Raw genomic sequence first — 19,884 nt, 5'->3', positions numbered from 1 at the left:
TTACCGGCTCTTTTTATTTTCGAAGCTTTAATATGACATCTTCATCAGGTGTAACAAAGATGGTTTGTTGCTGATCATAAGTGACAAAGCCAGGCTTTGCGCCATTTGGCTTTTTGACATGTCGAATCTTCGTATAGTCAACAGGTACGGAGCTTGACTCTTTTGCTTTTGAGAAATAGGCAGCAATTTGAGCTGCTTCTAGCAATGTTTGCTCGTCAGGTGCTTGATGACGGATCACGACGTGGGATCCTGGGATATCCTTTGTATGCAACCAAATGTCATCACGCGCAGCGGCTTTTGTGGTCAAATATTCATTTTGTTTGTTGTTTTTTCCGACCAAGATGGGAATGCCTTGAGAAGATTCATACATTTCCAGTTGAATGGCCGCAGGCTTTTTCTTTTTTGTCTGCCGCTTTTGTTTGGCTCGCAAATATTTTCCTTCCACGAGCTCTTCTCTCATCTCCTCTAAATCCTTCGGAGAGGCAGAGGATAACTGTTGGATTAACTCTTCAAAATAAACGATTTCTTCATGTGTCCGCTTGATTTGTTCATTTACAGCTGCTACGGCATTTTTCGCCTTTTGATACTTGGTGAAATAGGCTTGTGCATTTTCAGAAGGGGTTTTGTTTGTTTTAAGAGGTATGGTGACCTCTCCGCCTTCTTCATCGTAATAATTGATAACGGTCGCTTCTTGATCGCCTTTTTTGATGGCATAAAGATTGGCTGTTAACAGCTCCCCATACAGCTGATATGTATGGGCATTTTGAGATTCTTCAAGCGTTCTATTTAATTTTTTTAGCTTGTTTTCATTCTTTTTCTTTTCATTCACAACAAACCGTTCAAGGTCAGCCGCTTGTTGTTTGACTCTGTCTCTTTCCGCTTTTCCGAAATAAAAGCGGTCAAGCAGCTGGCTAAGAGAATCAAACGTCCTCATGTCGCTGTTTACATGGCGAAGCGCCAATAAATAAAAATATTCTTTGCCATCTTTTCTTGTGATCTGCGGTGTAAAGGATCGCGTCCGAATGAGTTGGAACATGTCTAGTAGTGTTTGTGGAATTGTCTCCTGATTGGCAAGGCCAGCGCGATGAACCGCTTCTTTTGCAAAAAGCGGAGAAACCCCCGAGAATGCTCCAACAATTTGATTGTCAAGTCGGCCTTCTTGAAAGCGTAAATGTCTTAAAATATCTTCCTTCGTTACCTCCAGCGGATTCAATTTTTCCTGTGCCGGTGGGAGAAGATATTCATAGCCTGGAAGTACCGTCCGAAAGCTGTTAACAGACGGAGAAAGATGCTTCAAGCTGTCAATGATTAGCTGCGTTCCATCCTCTACAAGAATGATGTTACTGTGCCGTCCCATGATTTCGATATACAACTTTCGCGATTGTTCATCGCCAATTTCATTCCGGCTTCTGACGTGTAGCACGATGATCCGGTCAAATCCAATTTGTTCAAACCGTTCAATGAACCCGCCCTCGAGGTGTTTTCGTAACAGCATACAAAACATTGGAGGTTCACTTGGATTTTCATAAAGGTGTTCAGTTAGCTGCACCCGTGCATAGCTCGGATGAGCCGATAAGAGTAACTTATGATTTCGCCCGTTTGCCCTGATATGAAAGATGAGCTCGTGCTTATAGGGCTGATGGATTTTTGAAATTCTCCCACCAGCTAATGCTTCTTGCAATTCATTGGTCATACCATATGTAAAAATGCCGTCAAATGACATCGTGGATACACCCTCTTCTTTTACACAAATCTACTGAAAGAACCTGACATGATCTCGTTCTTTAGGCAGTCTTATTATTATAGCATGATTTGGGACGAGTCTGAATAAACTGGCTTATAGAACACTGCATATGAGAGAGAACAAAAGAGGAGTGGACGAGGTCAAATGAATTGGCATGAACTGAACCAAACCGATTTATTAAACACGATGAATACATCGATAGGTGATGGACTGTCAGAAAAAGATGTACAAAAACGGCTTGAAAAACACGGGCCAAACGAATTGCAAGAAGGAAAAAAAGCGTCTGCTTTGGTCATCTTTTTAGCGCAATTTAAAGACTTTATGGTTTTAATCCTGCTTGCGGCAACGATCATTTCTGCCATTTTAGGTGAATACATTGACGCTATAGCCATTGTGGCGATTGTTTTAATTAATGGCGTGCTAGGATTCTATCAAGAGCGCCGGGCGGAAAAATCACTTCAAGCGCTAAAGGAATTATCCACTCCGCATGTGTATGCGAGGAGAAACAAGGAATGGATCAAGATCCCGTCAAAACATCTTGTGCCAGGGGATATTGTGAAGTTTACAAGCGGGGACCGAATCGGAGCAGATATTAGATTGCTAGAAACAAAGAGTTTAGAGATCGAGGAATCCGCCCTTACTGGAGAGTCCATTCCGGCTGTCAAACATGCAAGTCCGCTTTCAAGAGACCATGTTTCTCTAGGTGATTTGACGAACATGGCATTTATGGGGACGCTTGTCACGAGAGGAAGCGGTGTGGGTGTCGTCATCGGGACTGGAATGAACACAGCTATGGGACAAATTGCCGGCATGCTGGACGCAGCGGGGAATATGGAAACGCCGCTGCAAAGGCGTCTTGAACAGCTTGGGAAAATCCTCATTGTTGCGGCGTTATTCTTAACTGTACTCGTGGTCGTTCTTGGCGTTGTACAAGGACACGATTTGTATCATATGTTCCTAGCGGGTGTATCTCTAGCAGTAGCTGCTATTCCAGAAGGACTTCCGGCGATTGTAACTGTTGCCCTTTCTCTAGGCGTGCAGCGGATGATCAAACAAAAGTCGATTGTCAGGAAGCTTCCGGCAGTGGAAACGCTCGGTTGTGCCTCCATCATTTGTTCAGATAAAACCGGAACAATGACCCAAAATAAAATGACGGTGACACATGTGTGGGCAGAGGGGAAAACGTGGAATATTTCTGGCACAGGATATGAACCATCTGGAGATTTCACTTTAAATGGAGAACTTGTACATGTTGACAAACACCCAAGTTTGCAAAAGGTTTTGTTATATGGCGCGCTTTGTAATACATCGACCATTGTTGAAAAAGACGGTGAAATGAGGCTTGATGGAGATCCAACAGAAGGGGCGCTTTTAACGGCAGCACGTAAAGCGGGTTTTACAGAGCAATTCATAGAAGCGGGGTTTCGAGTTGTAGAGGAATTCCCATTTGATTCAGAAAGAAAGATGATGTCAGTCCTCGTTGAAACCAATCAAAAAGAGCGGTATGTCATAGCAAAAGGCGCGCCAGATGTGTTGATGAACCAATCGAGTCATATCATGCATAGCGGACGAACCGCTACTTTGTCACCTTCACATAGACAAGAAACGGAAGCAGCTATACAAGGATTAGCAAGGCAAGCACTCAGAACCATTGCGATTGCCTATAAAAAGGTTAGTTTGAAAGAAAACATCACATCTGCACAAGCAGCAGAGAGCGATCTAACGTTTATCGGAGTAGAAGGGATGATCGATCCTCCTCGCCCGGAGGTCAGACGAGCGATCAAAGAATGCCGCGATGCAGGCATTAAAACAGTCATGATTACCGGAGATCATGTAGAAACAGCGAAAGCGATCGCAAAAGATCTTCATCTTTTGCCGAAGCAGGGAAAGGTGCTAGATGGAAAAGCATTGGACCAGTTAAGCGACGACGAGCTTGTGAAAATGGCTGAAAATGTGTATGTGTTTGCACGTGTATCTCCAGAGCATAAGCTAAGAATTGTAAAAGCTTATCAAAGAAATGGCCACATTGTTGCCATGACCGGTGATGGGGTCAACGATGCACCTGCTATTAAACAAGCGGATATCGGGATTTCTATGGGCATTACGGGGACAGATGTAGCCAAAGAAGCCTCCTCCCTCATTTTACTTGACGATAACTTTGCGACCATTAAATCCGCTATTAAAGAAGGGCGGAACATTTATGAAAACATTCGCAAATTTGTTCGTTACTTACTTGCATCAAATGTGGGAGAAATTTTGGTCATGCTGTTTGCCATGCTTCTTGCCCTGCCACTTCCTCTTGTTCCGATTCAAATTTTATGGGTAAACCTTGTCACAGATGGATTGCCTGCCATGGCATTGGGGATGGACCAGCCTGAAGGTGACGTGATGAAGAGAAAACCTCGGAACATGAAAGAGGGCATTTTCGCTAGAGGATTAGGATGGAAGGTGATATCAAGAGGATTTTTGATCGGTCTTGCTACCCTTTTAGCCTTTATATTTGTCTATCACCGTGACCCGAATCAGCTACAATACGCACAAACAGTCGCATTTAGTACGCTTGTTCTGGCGCAGTTGATTCATGTGTTTGATTGCCGAAGTGAACGGTCTATATTTGAACGGAACCCATTTGGCAACATGTATTTAATTGGTGCGGTTCTCTCATCCTTACTTCTCATGTTTGTGGTGATTTATTATCCACCGCTACAACCAATTTTCAAAACGGTGGCCATTGCTCCAATCGATTGGTTACTGATCGTTGGGATGTCCGCACTGCCTACTTTTTTGTTGGCAGGATCACTTTTGACAAGAAAAAAGTAATTCATTATGGTATAATTTTGAGGTAATAGTGTCTGCTATTACCTTTTTCATTTATTAATATGAAAGAATTGGGTGTTTTGACATGATACGCAGTATGACGGGATTCGGTCAAGCGAGTAAAACGGATGGAGAACTGACAGTGTCAGTTGAGTTAAAATCGGTCAATCACCGTTTTAAAGAGGTTCATGCCCGTTTGCCGAGGCCGCTTCTATATTTCGAAGATACATTAAAGAAAATCATTCTTCGTCACGTACAGCGCGGAAGAATTGAGCTGTTTGTGACGATTGAAGGCGGTAAATTAGCAAGCCGGTCACTCCACATCGACTGGCCACTTGTAGATGAGTACATGAAAGCAGCGAAACACCTTGAACAACGTTACCAGATTGCAAGTATTCAGCATGCACATGATTTACTTCAACTGGAGCAAGCTGTTCAAGTTGAAGAGTCTGCTAGCCGCAATGAACAATTAGAAAAATTATTGATAGAAGCTTGTGAAGCTGCCGTGATAGAGCTTTGCTACATGAGAGAGCAAGAGGGAACAGCGCTTCAACAAGATTGTGAAAAAAGACTGTCAGAATTAAAAGACTTTACAGAGGAAATAAACGCTTTTGCTCCAGAAGTAGTGAGCCAGTACAAAGAACGGCTGCACTTTAGAATGAAAGAGTGGATTGGAGAGGCGCTGGATGAAAGCAGGCTCATCACTGAGGCAGCTATTTTTGCTGATCGATGTGACATTACAGAAGAGATCACTCGATTGAACAGTCATTTTCAGCAGTTCCAACAAATCTTGACTCAAGGCGGTGCGGCGGGTCGTAAATTAGACTTTCTCGTGCAAGAGCTTATCCGCGAAGTAAACACAATTGGCTCAAAAGCAAATCATCATCATTTAACAAAGCTAGTCGTTGAAATGAAAAGTGCTATTGAAAAAATAAAAGAACAAGTGCAAAATATAGAATAGTCATTGTGTATGTTGTTTATAGTGCGTCTCTTTCGGCGAGACTAGAGACGTTTATATTACAGGGGGACGAAATAAGATGACCATAAAGTTGATCAATATCGGATTTGGAAACATCATTTCAGCGAATCGGATGATTTCAATCGTCAGTCCGGAATCAGCACCGATTAAACGAATGATACAAGACGCAAGAGATCGAGGCATGCTTATAGATGCGACATACGGAAGAAGAACCCGTGCTGTTGTCATTATGGACAGTGATCATGTCATCTTATCTGCCGTTCAGCCTGAGACTGTCGCGCAAAGACTTTCTGTAAAAGAAGAAATCATAGATGAAGGGCAGGGGTAATACGCCATTATGAAAGAAAGAGGACTTTTAATCGTTCTCTCTGGACCTTCGGGAGTTGGAAAAGGAACGGTCAGACAGGCCATTTTCTCCCAGGAAGATACGAAGTTTGAATACTCCATTTCTGTTACAACACGCAAACCGCGTGAAGGCGAGAGAAATGGTATTGATTATTTCTTTAAAACCAGGGAAGAATTTGAAGATATGATTGAGAACAAAAAATTATTAGAATGGGCAGAATATGTCGGGAATTATTACGGCACGCCAGTTGATTATGTTGAACAGACACTTCGTGAAGGAAAAGATGTTTTCCTTGAAATCGAAGTGCAAGGCGCACTTCAAGTAAGAGAAGCATTCCCGGAAGGTCTATTTATTTTCCTTGCACCACCAAGTCTTTCAGAACTCCAAAACCGTATCATTACGCGCGGTACAGAGTCAGAAGAACTCATTAGAAATCGAATGGCAGCTGCCAAAGAAGAAATTGAGATGATGGATGCATACGACTATGTCGTTGAAAACGACGATGTCGCGCTTGCTTGTGATAGAATCAAAGCGATTGTCCTTGCAGAACATTTGCGAAGAGACAGAGTCGCACCAAGATATAAAAAAATGCTGGGGGTAGAATAAACCATGTTAGATCCTTCAATTGACTCATTGATGAACAAACTCGATTCAAAATATACGCTTGTGACGGTATCTGCACGCCGTGCGCGTGAAATGCAGATTCATAACGATCAGCAAATTGAAAACACAAAGTCATACAAGTTTGTAGGAAAAGCACTTGAAGAAATTGATGCGGGTCTTTTGACATTTGAAAAAGAAGATCAAGAATAATCTCATCGGTTCTGCAACGTAGATGCGATACGTTCAAAAAAGTCAAAACTATGATTGGTTTTGACTTTTTTGAATTGTAGACGAATGTGTCAAAATGGCCGTGAAGGGAGACAAACAAATGTTACAGTCAAAAAATATTTTGCTCGGCGTCAGCGGAGGAATTGCCGTATATAAAGCAGCTGCACTCACTAGTAAACTCGTACAAGCTGGGGCGAATGTGAGAGTGATTATGACAGAATCAGCACAAGAATTCATGTCACCACTCACCTTTCAAGCACTCTCTCGTCAAGAGGTTTATGTGGATACATTTAAAGAAAATAACCCAAAAGTGATCGCACATATTGATGTGGCCGATTGGGCGGATTTGATTCTTGTGGCCCCTGCAACAGCACATACAATTGGAAAAATGGCGGCAGGACTTGCAGATGATATGCTCACAACGACGTTGCTTGCGTCAACAGCACCTGTTTGGATCGCACCAGCCATGAATGTGCATATGTATGATCATCCTGCTGTAAAACGGAACATTCGCGCGCTCTTTGAAGATGGATACCGCTTTATTGAGCCAAGTGAAGGATATTTGGCCTGTGGTTATATCGGTAAAGGACGTTTGGAAGAACCAGAAAAAATTGTCGAGCATATTCGGGCATTTTTTGAAGAACCGAAAAGTGGACCACTTGCAGGGAAAAAAGTTGTGGTCACCGCCGGTCCGACAAGAGAAGTCATTGACCCTGTTCGTTTTTTCACCAATCGTTCTTCTGGGAAAATGGGCTATGCCATTGCAGAAGCTGCCCAGCAAATGGGTGCGGATGTGACCCTGATTTCAGGACCTGTTTCTTTAACGCCGCCTAACGATGTACGCATTGTTCAAGTTGAGTCAGCCGAGGAGATGTATCAGGCAGCACTAGATGTTTATGGACAAGCAGATGTAGTGATCAAATCAGCCGCAGTGGCAGATTATACCCCTGTGACGACATACGCACACAAAATGAAAAAACAAGATGGCGGTATGAACATCGAATTGACTCGCACAAAGGACATTTTAAAAGAGCTTGGAGAAAGAAAAGAGCATCAAGTGTTGGTCGGTTTTGCCGCTGAAACGCAGGATGTTGAGTATTATGCGAAAAAGAAGATCGAATCGAAGCATTTAGATATGATTGTCGCAAACAATGTGACAGCAGAAGGTGCAGGCTTTGGTACTGATACAAATGTGGCGGCGATTCTCAAAGCTGACGGAACAAAACGAGAGTTACCGAAGATGTCCAAAAAAGACCTCGCCGTAGAAATCTTAAAGGAAGCGACGCAACTGTTACCTAAAGAGCGTGATCAAGCATGATGTTTGCTGAAGTCATTGTGGACGTCACAACGAAAGCGATCGATCGCCCCTTTGATTATCGTGTGCCAGACCGTTTCAAAGATCTAGTCAAACCAGGGATGAGGGTCGTCGTTCCCTTTGGTCCGAGGAAAATTCAAGGGTTTGTGACAAAAGTCAAAGATGTAACAGACGTGAAAACAGGGAACATAAAGGACATTGTCGATCTATTTGATTTAACGCCTGTTCTGACAGATGAGCTATTGGAGCTTTCCCACTGGCTGACGGAAAAAACATTGTCCTATCATATTACGGCACTTCAATCCATGCTACCCGCCGCGATGAAGGCCAAATATGAAAAAGAAATTCAGGTGCTTTCAGAGCAAGAGCTTCCGCAGTCATTGAAAGAGCTCTTCGGTCACCAAGACAGCCTGCTTTACACTGACATCCCGCCGGAACATCTTAAGCTGATACAAAGGCATGTTCAAAAAGGGCATCTTGAAGTGAGATACCACGTATCTCAAAAATCTGGAAAGAAAATAGTTCGTATGATGCAAGTGGCTGTATCAAAAGAAAAACTAGCAGACAAGCAGCAACAGCTAAAGAAAAATGCGGTGAAACAAAAAGCGTTGCTATCCTTTTTAATCAATGCGAGTGAAACCACTTTTTTAGCGAAGGAACTACAACAGCAAACAGGGGCTAGCTCTCAAACGTTGAAATCCTTTATACAAGAAGGTTTATTAACAGAAAGCTATGAAGAAGTTTATCGAGACCCATATAAGGACCGAGAATTTACACCATCTCAATCTCTCGATCTCACGACAGAACAAGCTGCCGCAGCCAAACACATTCATCAAGCCGTCAGTGATCATCAGCACGAAACCTTTCTACTGCACGGAGTGACAGGAAGCGGGAAGACGGAGATTTATTTACAGACCATTGATCATGTGCTCCAAAAAGGGAAAGAAGCGATCGTGCTAGTACCTGAGATATCGCTAACCCCTCAAATGGTTCAGCGGTTTAAGGAACGATTTGGTTCAAGTGTGGCTGTACTGCACAGCGGGCTTTCAACTGGAGAAAAATATGATGAATGGCGAAAAATTCATCGCAAAGAAGTGAAGCTAGTCGTTGGTGCAAGATCTGCTGTGTTTGCTCCGTTTGACAACTTAGGCATGATTATCATTGATGAAGAGCATGAATCTTCATATAAACAAGAAGAAATGCCTCGTTATCATGCAAAAGATGTCGCCATAGAACGAGCAAGACGGCATCAATGTCCCGTCGTATTAGGCAGTGCAACCCCCTCACTTGAGTCATATGCTCGTGCGAAAAAAGGGGTATATACATTGCTGACATTAAAGCATCGTGTGAACCAGCAACAAATCCCGCACGTCTCATTAATTGATATGCGAGAAGAGCTTCGGAACGGAAACCGCTCCATGTTTTCTGAAGAGTTAATGCTTCGCTTAAAAACGGTCTTAGAAAAAAAAGAGCAGGCAGTCCTATTTCTCAATAAACGAGGATATTCCTCCTTTGTGATGTGCCGTGATTGCGGATATGTGGAGCAATGTCCTCATTGTGAAATTTCGCTCACGTATCATCGCTTTCAAAAACGACTAAAATGCCATTATTGCGGACATGAAGCCCCGGTACCTGCATCGTGTCCAGAATGCCAGAGTGAACATATTCGTTACTTCGGGACAGGGACGCAGCGAGTAGAAGAAGAGCTCACAAAAGTATTGCCAGAAGCGAGGGTAATCCGCATGGATGTGGATACAACGTCTCGAAAAGGCGCGCATGAAAAACTTCTCACTGCTTTTGGCAACAAAGAAGCAGACATTTTACTTGGTACACAAATGATCGCAAAGGGCTTAGATTTTCCAGATGTCACACTTGTAGGTGTCCTAAGCGCCGATACATCCCTTCATATCCCTGATTTTCGTTCAAGCGAAAAAACGTTTCAGCTCTTAACACAGGTGAGTGGTAGGGCAGGTCGTCATGACAAAGTTGGATCTGTCGTCATTCAGTCGTATACGCCCTCTCATTATAGTATTGAATTAACAAAGCAGCACGACTATGAAGCCTTTTATGAACAAGAAATGATGCATCGTCGTCACCAGTCATATCCGCCATTTTACTTCCTGGCGATGGTCACTGTATCGCATGAAGACGTCATGAAGGCCGCACACGTATCTGATCAAATTGCCCAGTTCCTAAAAATGAATTGTGCACCGAACACAAGAATCCTCGGTCCAGCCGCATCACCTATTGCTAAGATCAAAGATAGATATCGGTATCAATGCGTGATAAAATACAAAAGGGAAAATGAACTCTCAAGTTTATTAAAGAAAATACAAGATCATTATCAAAAAGAATTGGAACAAAAACAGTTGATGATTTCAATAGATATGAATCCATATATGATGATGTAAAACGGAGGGCTTTTAGTGGCAGTAAAACCAATAGTCATTCATCCGGCAGATGTGCTTGAAACAAAGACAGAACCTGTTGATGTTTTCGATAAAAAGCTGAAAAAACTGCTTGATGATATGTATGATACAATGCTTGAGCTAGATGGGGTTGGACTAGCAGCACCACAGATTGGTATCTCAAAAAGAATAGCAGTTGTTGATATAGGAGAAGAATCTGGCAGAATGGATCTAGTGAATCCAGAGATTCTTGAAGCGAAAGGAAGTCAAATCGACATTGAAGGCTGCCTCAGCTTTCCATCTTTATACGGCACTGTTGAAAGGCCCAATTATGTGAAGGTGAAAGCCTTTGATAAGAAAGGTAAACCATTTACAATAGAAGCAGAGGGATTTTTAGCAAGAGCCCTATTGCACGAAATTGATCATTTAGATGGCGTATTATTCACATCAAAAATCATACAAACGTATACAGAAAAAGAACTTGCGGAAATGGAAGGGTGAAGAAAATGGCACGAATTGTATTTATGGGAACCCCTGATTTCTCTGTACCTGTGCTTCAAACACTCATCAATGAAGGATATGAAGTCGTAGGGGTCGTAACACAGCCGGATCGCCCGAAAGGTAGAAAACGAGTGCTGACACCGCCACCTGTAAAGGTCGAAGCGATCAAACATGGTATTCCGGTATTACAGCCTGAAAAGGTACGACTTGATGAAGAAATCGATAAAGTACTTGCACTGAAGCCAGATTTAATTGTGACAGCAGCTTTCGGACAAATTTTGCCGAAAAGGTTACTAGACGAACCTGAATTTGGTTGTATCAATGTTCATGCTTCATTGCTACCTGAACTAAGAGGCGGTGCGCCGATTCATTATGCGATCCTGCAAGGGAAGAAGAAAACAGGCGTGACGATTATGTACATGGTAGAAAAGCTTGATGCAGGTGACATGATTAGTAAAGTAGAAGTCGCCATTGATGAATTAGACAACGTTGGCACATTGCATGATAAATTAAGCGTGGCGGGAGCAGCGTTATTAAAGGATACCATTCCAAATGTCCTAAGCGGATCAATCTCTCCAATCCCGCAAAATGAAGAGGCTGCCACCTACGCACCGAACATTAAGCGGGAGCAAGAAAGATTAGAATGGACAAAAACAGGAGAAGAGCTATACGACCAAGTTCGCGGCTTAAATCCATGGCCAGTTGCCTATACTGAATGGAATGGCGCCATTTTGAAAGTATGGGAATCAAAAAAAGTCCCACTTCAAGCGCAAGAAGAACCTGGGAAAGTGATTGAACTGCAACAAGAAGGGCCAGTGATTGCAACTGGGAATCAGCAAGGTCTTTTGTTAACAACTGTACAACCTGCCGGAAAGAAGCAAATGAGCGGTGAAGACTTCTTAAGAGGCGCAAACATTGAAATTGGACAGAAACTAGGACAATTAAATGAAGAAAAGTAATGTACGAGAAGTAGCGCTGGACGCTTTAATCAAACTCGAACAAAACCAAGCTTACAGTAATTTATTATTGCAATCCGTCATGAAAGATAAAGAACTGGCCGATCAGGACAAGCCACTGTTAACAGAACTTGTTTACGGTACGTTGCAAAATCAATTGGCACTTAATTATATGCTGGCGCCATTTGTGAAAAAACCACAAAAGGTCGCGCCATGGGTCATGCAACTTTTACGTATGTCCCTATATCAAATGGTCTATCTTGAAAAGATTCCAGATCGTGCGGCCATCCATGAAGCAGTCGAACTAACGAAAAAACGTGGACATAAAGGCATATCCTCTTTCGTCAATGGTGTTCTTCGTTCTGTACAAAGAGAAGGGGTTGCGTCTTTTGATGCGATCAAAGATCCTGTTGAACGACTTTCCATTGAGACAAGCCACCCGCTATGGCTAGTTAAAGAATGGGTTCAAGCATATGGATTTGAAGCAGCAGAAAGCATGTGCCGCATTCATTTGGTCCCGCCAAAACAAACCTTACGTGTCAACCGAATGAAAACAGATCGTGAGACATTACAAAAGAAATTGATGGATTCAGGGATTGAAACAGAACTTGGAGACCTGTCTGATGATGCGCTAAAGCTCATGAAAGGGTCGATTGTATCGACACCAGCCTTTCAGGAAGGGTATGTAAGCATTCAAGATGAGAGCTCCATGCTTGTCGCTAGAGCGCTAGATCCTCAGCCTGGTGAAACAGTTCTGGATGCCTGTGCGGCCCCTGGCGGTAAATCAACACATATCGCAGAGCGAATGAATGATGAAGGCAACATCATCTCACTTGATTTACATGAACATAAAGTAAAACTCATCAAACAAGCGGCGAAAAGACTGAATTTGACTCACATTGAAGCAAAGGCACTCGATGCAAGAAAAACGAGTGAACATTTTAGCGAAGCGTCGTTTGACCGTATTCTGATTGATGCCCCGTGTTCTGGTTTCGGTGTGATTAGAAGAAAACCAGACATGAAGTATACAAAGTCTGAAGAAGACTCAGCAAGACTTGCGATCATACAGCAAGCCATTTTACGTGAAACTGCCCAGCTCCTAAAACCAGGAGGAACTCTTGTGTACAGTACATGTACAATGGATCCAAAAGAAAATCAACAAGTGATTCATGCGTTTTTACAAGAACACCAAAACTTTGAACCCGATCTATCTCTAAATGAACGGCTGCCTGAGCAGGTTGCTCCGTTTGTTCAAAACGGAAGTGTGCAAATTCTTCCTCATTATTTCGGAACAGATGGTTTCTTTATTTGCAGCATGAGAAAGAAGGGATAAAAAAATGACTGAACAAAAACAAAAAGTAAGAAAAGAACTGAAATCAGACATGCCATCCATCTACTCCTTTGAGCTTCATGAAATAAAAGAATGGTTAAAAGAACAAGGCGAAAAGCCATTCCGTGCAACACAAATTTTTGAATGGCTTTATGCCAAACGTGTGACTTCCTTTGACCAAATGTCTAACCTCTCAAAGGAATTAAGAGAAAAACTAAAGGATCAATTTACGATCACGACATTAAAAACCGTCATCAAACAAACATCTCAAGATGGAACGATCAAGTTCTTATTTGAATTACATGATGGGTATACGATTGAAACAGTACTGATGCGTCACGAATACGGCAACTCTGTCTGTGTCACAACACAGGTGGGCTGTAGAATTGGCTGTACATTCTGTGCATCGACACTTGGCGGATTGAAGCGAAACCTTGAAGCAGGGGAAATCGTGGCACAAGTCTTGAAAGTTCAGCAGGCACTTGATGAAACGGATGAAAGAGTCAGCTCAGTCGTGATCATGGGAATTGGTGAACCGTTTGATAATTTTGATGAAATGTTAGCTTTCCTTAAAATTATTAACCATGACACCGGCCTAAATATTGGCGCGCGTCATATTACGGTTTCAACAAGTGGGATCATTCCAAAGATCTATCAATTTGCTGATGAGCAAATGCAAATTAACTTTGCTGTGTCATTACATGCACCGAATACCGAAATCAGAAGCCGCCTAATGCCGATCAACAAAGCATATCAACTACCAAAACTAATGGAAGCCATTGAATACTACATTCAAAAAACAGGCAGACGAGTTAGCTTTGAGTACGGTCTGTTTGGCGGAGTAAATGACCAAGTCCATCACGCAGAAGAACTAGCTGATTTATTGAAAGGAATCAAATGTCATGTGAACTTGATTCCGGTTAACTATGTACCAGAGAGAGACTATGTTAGAACACCAAGAGAACAAATCTTCCTATTTGAAAAAACGCTAAAAGAACGAGGCGTGAACGTAACGATTAGACGAGAGCAAGGCCATGATATTGATGCTGCTTGCGGTCAGCTTAGAGCGAAGGAGCGTCAGGAAGAGACGAGGTGACGAATGTTGATTAGGACAGCTTTTCAAACTGATACAGGAAAAGTCCGTCAGCATAATGAAGATGACGCGGGTATATTTGAAACAAAAGAAGACACACTTCTAGCTGTTGTAGCAGATGGAATGGGCGGTCATCTTGCTGGCGATGTGGCCAGTAAGATGGCTGTCTCCTCTTTAAAAGAATACTGGGAACAAACATCTTCTATCCCAAATAAACCAGCCGATCAAGAAAGCTGGTTAATCTCTAAAATCGGTGAAATTAATACGCAAGTATATCACCATGCAAGCGAGAATAAAGAGTGCCAAGGAATGGGGACGACCATTGTTTGTGCGCTCGTTCATTTGCAAACGGTCACAATTGCCCATATCGGTGACAGTCGTTGTTATTTGCTAAGAGAGGGCGCTTTAACCCAATTAACAGACGATCACTCTCTTGTAAATGAGCTTGTGAAAACGGGTGAGATCTCAAAGGCAGATGCAGAATATCATCCGAGGAAAAATGTCCTGACAAAAGCATTAGGAACAGACAAATACGTTCAAATTGATGCGCGTACGTTTGAAGTGGATCCAGGAGATCAAATTCTACTTTGTTCAGATGGATTGTCCAATAAAGTAGAAGAAGAGAAGATGATTCAAATTTTAATGCAAACAACCGCACCAGAGGAAAAAGTGACAGAGTTAATCGAAGCAGCGAATGACAATGGCGGTGAAGATAACATTACAGCAGTACTGTTAGAAATCTCCTCCCAAACAGAGGCGGGTGACAGCAAGTGTTGATCGGAAAAAGGATCAGCGGCCGCTATCAAATTCTCCGTGTGATCGGCGGAGGCGGAATGGCAAACGTCTATTTAGCGGAGGATATGATCTTAGATCGCGAAGTCGCGATTAAAATTTTGCGGTTTGATTTTGCAAGTGATGATGATTTTATTAGGCGGTTCAGGCGAGAAGCCCAATCAGCTGCAAGTTTAGATCACCCGAATATTGTCAGTATTTACGATGTCGGGGAAGAAGATGATATTTATTATATTGTCATGGAATATGTCGAGGGGATGACACTAAAGGAATACATACACGCCAATGGTCCGCTCCATCCAAAGGAAGCCGTTCGCATTATGGAGCAAGTCGTTGCGGCAATGGAAGAAGCCCATGCCAAACAGCTCGTTCACCGGGACATTAAGCCACACAATATATTAATAGACCATATGGGGAATATTAAAGTCACGGATTTTGGGATTGCGATTGCACTTAGTTCAGCCACCATTACCCATACAAACTCTGTGCTAGGCTCCGTCCATTACTTGTCTCCAGAACAAGCACGTGGTGGTCTTGCAACGAAAAAATCAGACATTTACTCACTTGGTATCGTGCTATATGAACTCATTTCAGGACGTATGCCATTTGAGGGAGAATCGGCGGTCAGTGTAGCGCTAAAGCATTTGCAATCAGAGCCACCATCTGTGAGAAGATGGAACCCCTCTGTTCCCCAAAGTGTGGAGAACATCATTTTAAAGGCGATGGCGAAAGATCCTTTTTATCGATATGAAGATGCATCTGAAATGCAAAAGGAGCTCAAAACGGCTTTTGACCCTGACAGAATGAAAGAAAAGCGGTTTGTGATTGAAGAAGATCATGAAGCAACGAAAGCTATTCCGATTATTCAAGATGATCAAGTAAGTCAAGACGATCAAAAGACAGTCGTCCAATCGGCTAAAAAACCAAAGAAAAAAGACAAACAAAAGCAGAAAAAGAAACGGAAAAAATGGCCTTGGATCATCGTCACCATCTTGTGTATGATGACAGTCGCAGGGGTTTTAGCGATCACTGTGTTTCCAGGTTTCCTTTTCCCGAAGGATGTCGAAGTCGCCGATGTGTCTGGAATGACCATTGAAGAGGCAGAGGACACCTTGAAAAATGCCGGATTTACTGTCGCTCCGGATCCGATTGACATTGCCGATGAAAACATCGAAAAAGGACTTATTGTGAAAACAGATCCCAAAATCGGCACGAAGGTAAAGGAAGGCACAGAAATTCAGCTTTACCAAAGCACAGGGAAAGAAAAAACCGAATTACCTGATGTAACAGGTGAAAAGGTTGATCAAGCAAAAGAAATATTAGCGGAAAAAGGGTTTGAACAAGTTGTCGTAGAGGAAGTAAATGATAATGACACCGAATCAGGGATTGTCATGGAGCAAAAACCATCAGCAACCACAGAACTTGTCGCAGCCGATGAAGAAGTGACATTGACAGTCAGCATAGGCCCTGCAGACATCACATTGCGTGATTTGACGACTTATAGTAAACAAGCGGCATCCAATTATTTAGAAGATAATGGACTCAAGCTTGATGAAAAAGAAGCGCACTCAGACGATGTGCCAAAAGGCGAAGTGATGAAGCAAGAACCGGGTGCGGGTACTGCTGTGAAACCGGGTGATACGGTAAAAATCACGTTTTCTCTTGGTCCAAAGGAAAAACCGACAAAAACGGTGACTGAAAAGATCACGATTCCATACGAACCAGCGACAGAAGGACAGGAAATGAATGTGCAAATCTCGATCGACGATGCAGAGCATAGCATCTCCGATATGTATGAGACATTCAAGATTACTGCACCGACAGAGCGAACCATTCAATTTAAAATAGAACCGGGTCAAAAAGGGTACTATCAGGTGACAGTGGATGACAAAGTCGTTAGCTCCAAAACGATCGAATACCCTGATGAATAAAGGAGGGACTTTATGCCTGAGGGCAAAATTATCAAAGCGTTAAGCGGATTTTACTATGTGTTAGACGAGTCTAAAGAAAGCGGAAAAGTCATTCAATGCAGAGCGAGAGGCATTTTCCGAAAGAACAAAGTGACACCACTTGTAGGTGACTATGTCGTCTATCAAGCAGAACATGATAAAGAAGGTTACTTATTAGAAGTGAAAGAACGGACAAACGAACTTGTCCGCCCGCCGATTAGTAATGTAGATCAAGCGGTCCTTGTCTTCTCAGCCACAGAGCCAACCTTTAGTACATCGCTTTTAGACAGATTTCTAGTGCTAGTTGAAGCCAACCATATAAAGCCCATTATTTGTATAACGAAAATAGATTTACTCAAAACAGAAGAAGCGCGTGAAACGATCCAAGCCTATGCCGATGACTATCGTCAAATGGGATACGATGTTCACTTAACTTCTACAATAGAGCGTGACGGTATTGAACAACTAACGCCTCATTTTCACAACAAAATCACCGTGTTTGCAGGTCAATCAGGTGTAGGGAAATCCTCATTATTAAATGCCATGAGTCCTGATTTGGCACTGAAAACAAATGATATCTCAACCCATCTTGGCCGTGGGAAACATACAACAAGACATGTTGAGCTCATTCATACAGCAGAAGGACTTATTGCCGATACACCTGGCTTTAGCTCACTTGAATTTACGGGAATCGAAGCAGAAGATTTAGATCTATACTTTTTAGACATAAAAGAAAAGAGTCGCGCGTGTAAATTTAGAGGGTGTTTGCATGTAAAAGAGCCTGGCTGTGCGGTAAAAGAAGCGGTAGAGAATGAGGAAATAAGAGAATATCGTTATCAGCATTACCTAGAGTTTTTAACTGAAATCAAAGACAGAAAGCCGAGGTACTAAATCATGTTTTATATAGCCCCTTCCATTTTATCTGCGGATTTTTCGAACTTGGAAAAAGACATTCGTGATGTCGATCAAGGTGGAGCAGATTATATTCACATTGATGTAATGGACGGTCATTTTGTTCCAAATATCACATTTGGACCCAATGTCGTAGAAGCGATTAGACCTCATACGCGTCTACCGCTTGATGTTCATTTAATGATCGAGGAGCCAGACAGGTACATCCCTGCATTCGCCAAAGCAGGCGCTGATATTATCTCTGTTCATGTGGAAGCATGTCCGCATTTACACCGCACCATTCAGTTGATAAAAGAACAAGGCGTAAAAGCGGGAGTTGTCTTAAATCCGCATACACCTGTTTCGCAAATTGTACATGTATTAGAGGAGATCGATCTTGTCCTATTCATGACAGTGAACCCCGGATTTGGCGGACAGTCATTTATTCCATCTGTCCTCAAAAAAGTAAAAGAAGTAAAAGCCTTGAGCGAACAAAAAGGCTTAACGGACTTACTCATTGAAATAGATGGCGGGGTCAATGTAGAAACAGCGAAAAGCTGTAAAGAAGCAGGCGCTAATTTACTTGTAGCCGGTTCAGCTGTCTATGGGAAAGAAAACCGTGCAGCAGCCATCCAGGCGATTCGAGAAGCATAAGATAAAAGAACCAAAGTCATTGTTGATCTTTGGTTCTTTTTCAATGAAAAGGAGCGTAAATCATGCACATACATATCGTAGCCGGCGGTCCTTTTGAATACATTCCACCCCTTACACAGGCAACAAATGAGGATGTCTGCTGGGTGGGGGTTGACCGCGGAACCGTTTACTTGTTGGAAAATGGGATAGTACCGGATAGGGCATTCGGAGATTTTGATAGTGTGACAGACGAGGAGCTTGAGGATTTAAAGAAGAAATTGCCTGCCCTCAACATCTTTCAAGCGGAAAAAGATGAGACCGACCTAGAGCTTGCACTTCAATGGGCTTTGCGTCAGCGACCAGAGCAAATTCAGATATACGGCATCACAGGAGGAAGAGCCGATCATTTTTTAGGGAATATCCAGCTCCTATACAAAGGCATTCAGCATGAGCAGAACATCACACTCATTGACCGCCAAAATACCATTCAAATGTATCGGCCTGGTACATACGAAGTGACGCAGGATGTAGATAAAAAATATGTGTCGTTTCTGCCATTTGGTTCACCTGTTGAAAAGCTTACATTAACAGGTTTTAAATATCCTTTAGAAAATTGTCATATTGAGCCTGGTTCCACACTATGTATTAGTAACGAACTCATCCACTCAAATGGTACTTTTTCTTTTCATGAAGGCATATTAATAATGGTGAGAAGCAATGATTGACCAACCCATCAATGTGGATGGCTGATTAAGCTCAATTGTGCTGCAAGCGGTACTTTTAGGAGGGGGACAAAATGAAATTTTATACAATTAAACTGCCTAGATTTCTTGGCGGCATTGTCCGTGCGATGCTTGGTTCATTTAAGAAAGATTCATGAGATCTCCTTTATTTCCACATAAAAACGCCTGCTACAGTTTCATTGTAGCAGGCGTTTACTCTTGCTTATACACGCTCAACTTTACCAGATTTCAAAGCTCGAGCTGATACATATACTCTTTTAGGTTTACCGTCCACTAGAATACGAACTTTTTGAAGGTTCGCGCCCCATGTACGTTTTGAAGAGTTCATTGCGTGAGAACGAGTGTTCCCAGCTTTTGTTTTTCTGCCTGTAATTACGCATTTACGTGCCATTTGTTTCCCTCCTAACTGCGAAAACATCATCTTACTTATCATATACGTTCTTAGAGATGCCTCAAGATACTTTAATAATTTACCACAGCTTCAAAGGGTTTGCAAGGATTGTTTACTCCTCTTTCAAGAAAAATACCTTGACATCTTGATAAAAAAACCAGCCTA

General features: G+C 42.5%; 19 protein-coding genes. 17 read left to right on the top strand and 2 right to left on the bottom strand.

Translation table 11 applies throughout. The features are described from left to right. Window positions 1–13: 13 nt before the first annotated feature. Window positions 14–1,723, bottom strand: coding sequence for an NFACT family protein (locus AB1K80_RS11420; protein WP_412856740.1), 1,710 nt, complete (start codon window positions 1,721–1,723; stop codon window positions 14–16). A gap of 165 nt (window positions 1,724–1,888) precedes the next feature. On the opposite strand from AB1K80_RS11420, the gene AB1K80_RS11415 reads away from it, so the two are divergent. The 17 genes from AB1K80_RS11415 to spoVM all read left to right on the top strand — a co-directional run bounded on the left by AB1K80_RS11415 (window position 1,889) and on the right by spoVM (window position 19,465). Next, window positions 1,889–4,564, top strand: coding sequence for a calcium-translocating P-type ATPase, SERCA-type (locus AB1K80_RS11415; RefSeq protein ID WP_412856739.1), 2,676 nt, complete (start codon window positions 1,889–1,891; stop codon window positions 4,562–4,564). An 82-nt stretch (window positions 4,565–4,646) separates the two neighbouring features. Beyond that, window positions 4,647–5,522: a YicC/YloC family endoribonuclease gene (locus AB1K80_RS11410; RefSeq protein ID WP_412856738.1), complete on the top strand. Its 876-nt coding sequence runs from the start codon at window positions 4,647–4,649 to the stop codon at window positions 5,520–5,522. Window positions 5,523–5,598: 76 nt separating this feature from the next. Next, complete coding sequence (gene remA, locus AB1K80_RS11405; protein ID WP_008344898.1) at window positions 5,599–5,868, top strand: extracellular matrix/biofilm regulator RemA; 270 nt, start codon at window positions 5,599–5,601, stop codon at window positions 5,866–5,868. A gap of 9 nt (window positions 5,869–5,877) precedes the next feature. Beyond that, a complete protein-coding gene (gmk, locus tag AB1K80_RS11400; RefSeq protein ID WP_412856737.1) occupies window positions 5,878–6,492 on the top strand; it encodes a guanylate kinase in 615 nt (204 codons plus the stop codon). 3 nt (window positions 6,493–6,495) lie between these two features. After that, window positions 6,496–6,699 carry a DNA-directed RNA polymerase subunit omega gene (gene rpoZ, locus AB1K80_RS11395; protein ID WP_412856736.1) on the top strand — a complete coding sequence of 68 codons (204 nt, stop codon included), beginning with the start codon at window positions 6,496–6,498 and terminating at the stop codon, window positions 6,697–6,699. A gap of 118 nt (window positions 6,700–6,817) precedes the next feature. Further along, window positions 6,818–8,035 carry a bifunctional phosphopantothenoylcysteine decarboxylase/phosphopantothenate--cysteine ligase CoaBC gene (gene coaBC, locus AB1K80_RS11390; RefSeq protein WP_412856735.1) on the top strand — a complete coding sequence of 406 codons (1,218 nt, stop codon included), beginning with the start codon at window positions 6,818–6,820 and terminating at the stop codon, window positions 8,033–8,035. Further along, the gene (gene priA / locus AB1K80_RS11385; protein WP_412856734.1) at window positions 8,032–10,443 is read left to right on the top strand and encodes a primosomal protein N'; all 2,412 of its coding nucleotides are present in this window, start codon (window positions 8,032–8,034) and stop codon (window positions 10,441–10,443) included. The genes coaBC and priA overlap by 4 nt, the downstream gene beginning before the upstream one ends. A gap of 15 nt (window positions 10,444–10,458) precedes the next feature. Beyond that, entirely contained in the window at window positions 10,459–10,941 is a 483-nt protein-coding gene (gene def / locus AB1K80_RS11380; protein WP_412856733.1) for a peptide deformylase, read from the top strand. 5 nt (window positions 10,942–10,946) lie between these two features. Next, complete coding sequence (gene fmt / locus AB1K80_RS11375; RefSeq protein WP_412856732.1) at window positions 10,947–11,900, top strand: methionyl-tRNA formyltransferase; 954 nt, start codon at window positions 10,947–10,949, stop codon at window positions 11,898–11,900. Beyond that, window positions 11,887–13,230 carry a 16S rRNA (cytosine(967)-C(5))-methyltransferase RsmB gene (gene rsmB, locus AB1K80_RS11370; protein ID WP_412856731.1) on the top strand — a complete coding sequence of 448 codons (1,344 nt, stop codon included), beginning with the start codon at window positions 11,887–11,889 and terminating at the stop codon, window positions 13,228–13,230. The genes fmt and rsmB overlap by 14 nt, the downstream gene beginning before the upstream one ends. 4 nt (window positions 13,231–13,234) lie before the next feature. After that, on the top strand, window positions 13,235–14,323 hold the full coding sequence (gene rlmN, locus AB1K80_RS11365) for a 23S rRNA (adenine(2503)-C(2))-methyltransferase RlmN (protein ID WP_412856730.1): 1,089 nt from the start codon (window positions 13,235–13,237) through the stop codon (window positions 14,321–14,323). Between the two features lie 3 nt (window positions 14,324–14,326). Further along, the gene (locus tag AB1K80_RS11360) at window positions 14,327–15,097 is read left to right on the top strand and encodes a Stp1/IreP family PP2C-type Ser/Thr phosphatase (RefSeq protein WP_412856729.1); all 771 of its coding nucleotides are present in this window, start codon (window positions 14,327–14,329) and stop codon (window positions 15,095–15,097) included. After that, entirely contained in the window at window positions 15,091–17,043 is a 1,953-nt protein-coding gene (pknB, locus tag AB1K80_RS11355; protein ID WP_412856728.1) for a Stk1 family PASTA domain-containing Ser/Thr kinase, read from the top strand. Before AB1K80_RS11360 ends, pknB begins: the two co-directional genes overlap by 7 nt. 12 nt (window positions 17,044–17,055) lie before the next feature. Next, the gene (rsgA, locus tag AB1K80_RS11350) at window positions 17,056–17,952 is read left to right on the top strand and encodes a ribosome small subunit-dependent GTPase A (RefSeq protein ID WP_412856727.1); all 897 of its coding nucleotides are present in this window, start codon (window positions 17,056–17,058) and stop codon (window positions 17,950–17,952) included. Window positions 17,953–17,955: 3 nt separating this feature from the next. Further along, window positions 17,956–18,606 carry a ribulose-phosphate 3-epimerase gene (gene rpe, locus AB1K80_RS11345; protein ID WP_412856726.1) on the top strand — a complete coding sequence of 217 codons (651 nt, stop codon included), beginning with the start codon at window positions 17,956–17,958 and terminating at the stop codon, window positions 18,604–18,606. A gap of 62 nt (window positions 18,607–18,668) precedes the next feature. Beyond that, window positions 18,669–19,310 (top strand): thiamine diphosphokinase, encoded by a 642-nt coding sequence (locus tag AB1K80_RS11340; protein WP_412856725.1) that lies wholly within the window; start codon window positions 18,669–18,671, stop codon window positions 19,308–19,310. Between the two features lie 71 nt (window positions 19,311–19,381). After that, entirely contained in the window at window positions 19,382–19,465 is an 84-nt protein-coding gene (gene spoVM / locus AB1K80_RS11335) for a stage V sporulation protein SpoVM (protein ID WP_412856754.1), read from the top strand. Window positions 19,466–19,530: 65 nt separating this feature from the next. Here spoVM and rpmB read toward each other — a convergent pair whose 3' ends face one another. After that, the gene (gene rpmB, locus AB1K80_RS11330; RefSeq protein WP_289382835.1) at window positions 19,531–19,719 is read right to left on the bottom strand and encodes a 50S ribosomal protein L28; all 189 of its coding nucleotides are present in this window, start codon (window positions 19,717–19,719) and stop codon (window positions 19,531–19,533) included. Window positions 19,720–19,884: the final 165 nt, after the last annotated feature.

Source organism: Bacillus sp. 179-C3.3 HS (genome assembly GCF_047229225.1).
In the GTDB taxonomy this organism is placed as follows: Bacteria; Bacillota; Bacilli; order Bacillales; family Bacillaceae; genus Bacillus.
The sequence above is the reverse complement of the archived record's forward strand: the minus strand, read 5'-3'. Positions and strand labels throughout refer to the sequence as shown.

Excerpts from the sequence above, each read along its gene's own strand:
- spoVM (WP_412856754.1), top strand. The coding sequence starts at position 19,382 with ATGAAATTTTATACAATTAAACTGCCTAGATTTCTTGGCGGCATTGTC.
- AB1K80_RS11410 (WP_412856738.1), top strand. The coding sequence starts at position 4,647 with ATGATACGCAGTATGACGGGATTCGGTCAAGCGAGTAAAACGGATGGA.
- remA (WP_008344898.1), top strand. The coding sequence starts at position 5,599 with ATGACCATAAAGTTGATCAATATCGGATTTGGAAACATCATTTCAGCG.
- coaBC (WP_412856735.1), top strand. The coding sequence starts at position 6,818 with ATGTTACAGTCAAAAAATATTTTGCTCGGCGTCAGCGGAGGAATTGCC.
- priA (WP_412856734.1), top strand. The coding sequence starts at position 8,032 with ATGATGTTTGCTGAAGTCATTGTGGACGTCACAACGAAAGCGATCGAT.
- rlmN (WP_412856730.1), top strand. The coding sequence starts at position 13,235 with ATGACTGAACAAAAACAAAAAGTAAGAAAAGAACTGAAATCAGACATG.
- rpoZ (WP_412856736.1), top strand. The coding sequence starts at position 6,496 with ATGTTAGATCCTTCAATTGACTCATTGATGAACAAACTCGATTCAAAA.
- rpe (WP_412856726.1), top strand. The coding sequence starts at position 17,956 with ATGTTTTATATAGCCCCTTCCATTTTATCTGCGGATTTTTCGAACTTG.
- AB1K80_RS11340 (WP_412856725.1), top strand. The coding sequence starts at position 18,669 with ATGCACATACATATCGTAGCCGGCGGTCCTTTTGAATACATTCCACCC.
- AB1K80_RS11415 (WP_412856739.1), top strand. The coding sequence starts at position 1,889 with ATGAATTGGCATGAACTGAACCAAACCGATTTATTAAACACGATGAAT.
- AB1K80_RS11420 (WP_412856740.1), bottom strand. The coding sequence starts at position 1,723 with ATGTCATTTGACGGCATTTTTACATATGGTATGACCAATGAATTGCAA.
- rsmB (WP_412856731.1), top strand. The coding sequence starts at position 11,887 with ATGAAGAAAAGTAATGTACGAGAAGTAGCGCTGGACGCTTTAATCAAA.
- rsgA (WP_412856727.1), top strand. The coding sequence starts at position 17,056 with ATGCCTGAGGGCAAAATTATCAAAGCGTTAAGCGGATTTTACTATGTG.
- gmk (WP_412856737.1), top strand. The coding sequence starts at position 5,878 with ATGAAAGAAAGAGGACTTTTAATCGTTCTCTCTGGACCTTCGGGAGTT.
- fmt (WP_412856732.1), top strand. The coding sequence starts at position 10,947 with ATGGCACGAATTGTATTTATGGGAACCCCTGATTTCTCTGTACCTGTG.
- rpmB (WP_289382835.1), bottom strand. The coding sequence starts at position 19,719 with ATGGCACGTAAATGCGTAATTACAGGCAGAAAAACAAAAGCTGGGAAC.
- AB1K80_RS11360 (WP_412856729.1), top strand. The coding sequence starts at position 14,327 with ATGTTGATTAGGACAGCTTTTCAAACTGATACAGGAAAAGTCCGTCAG.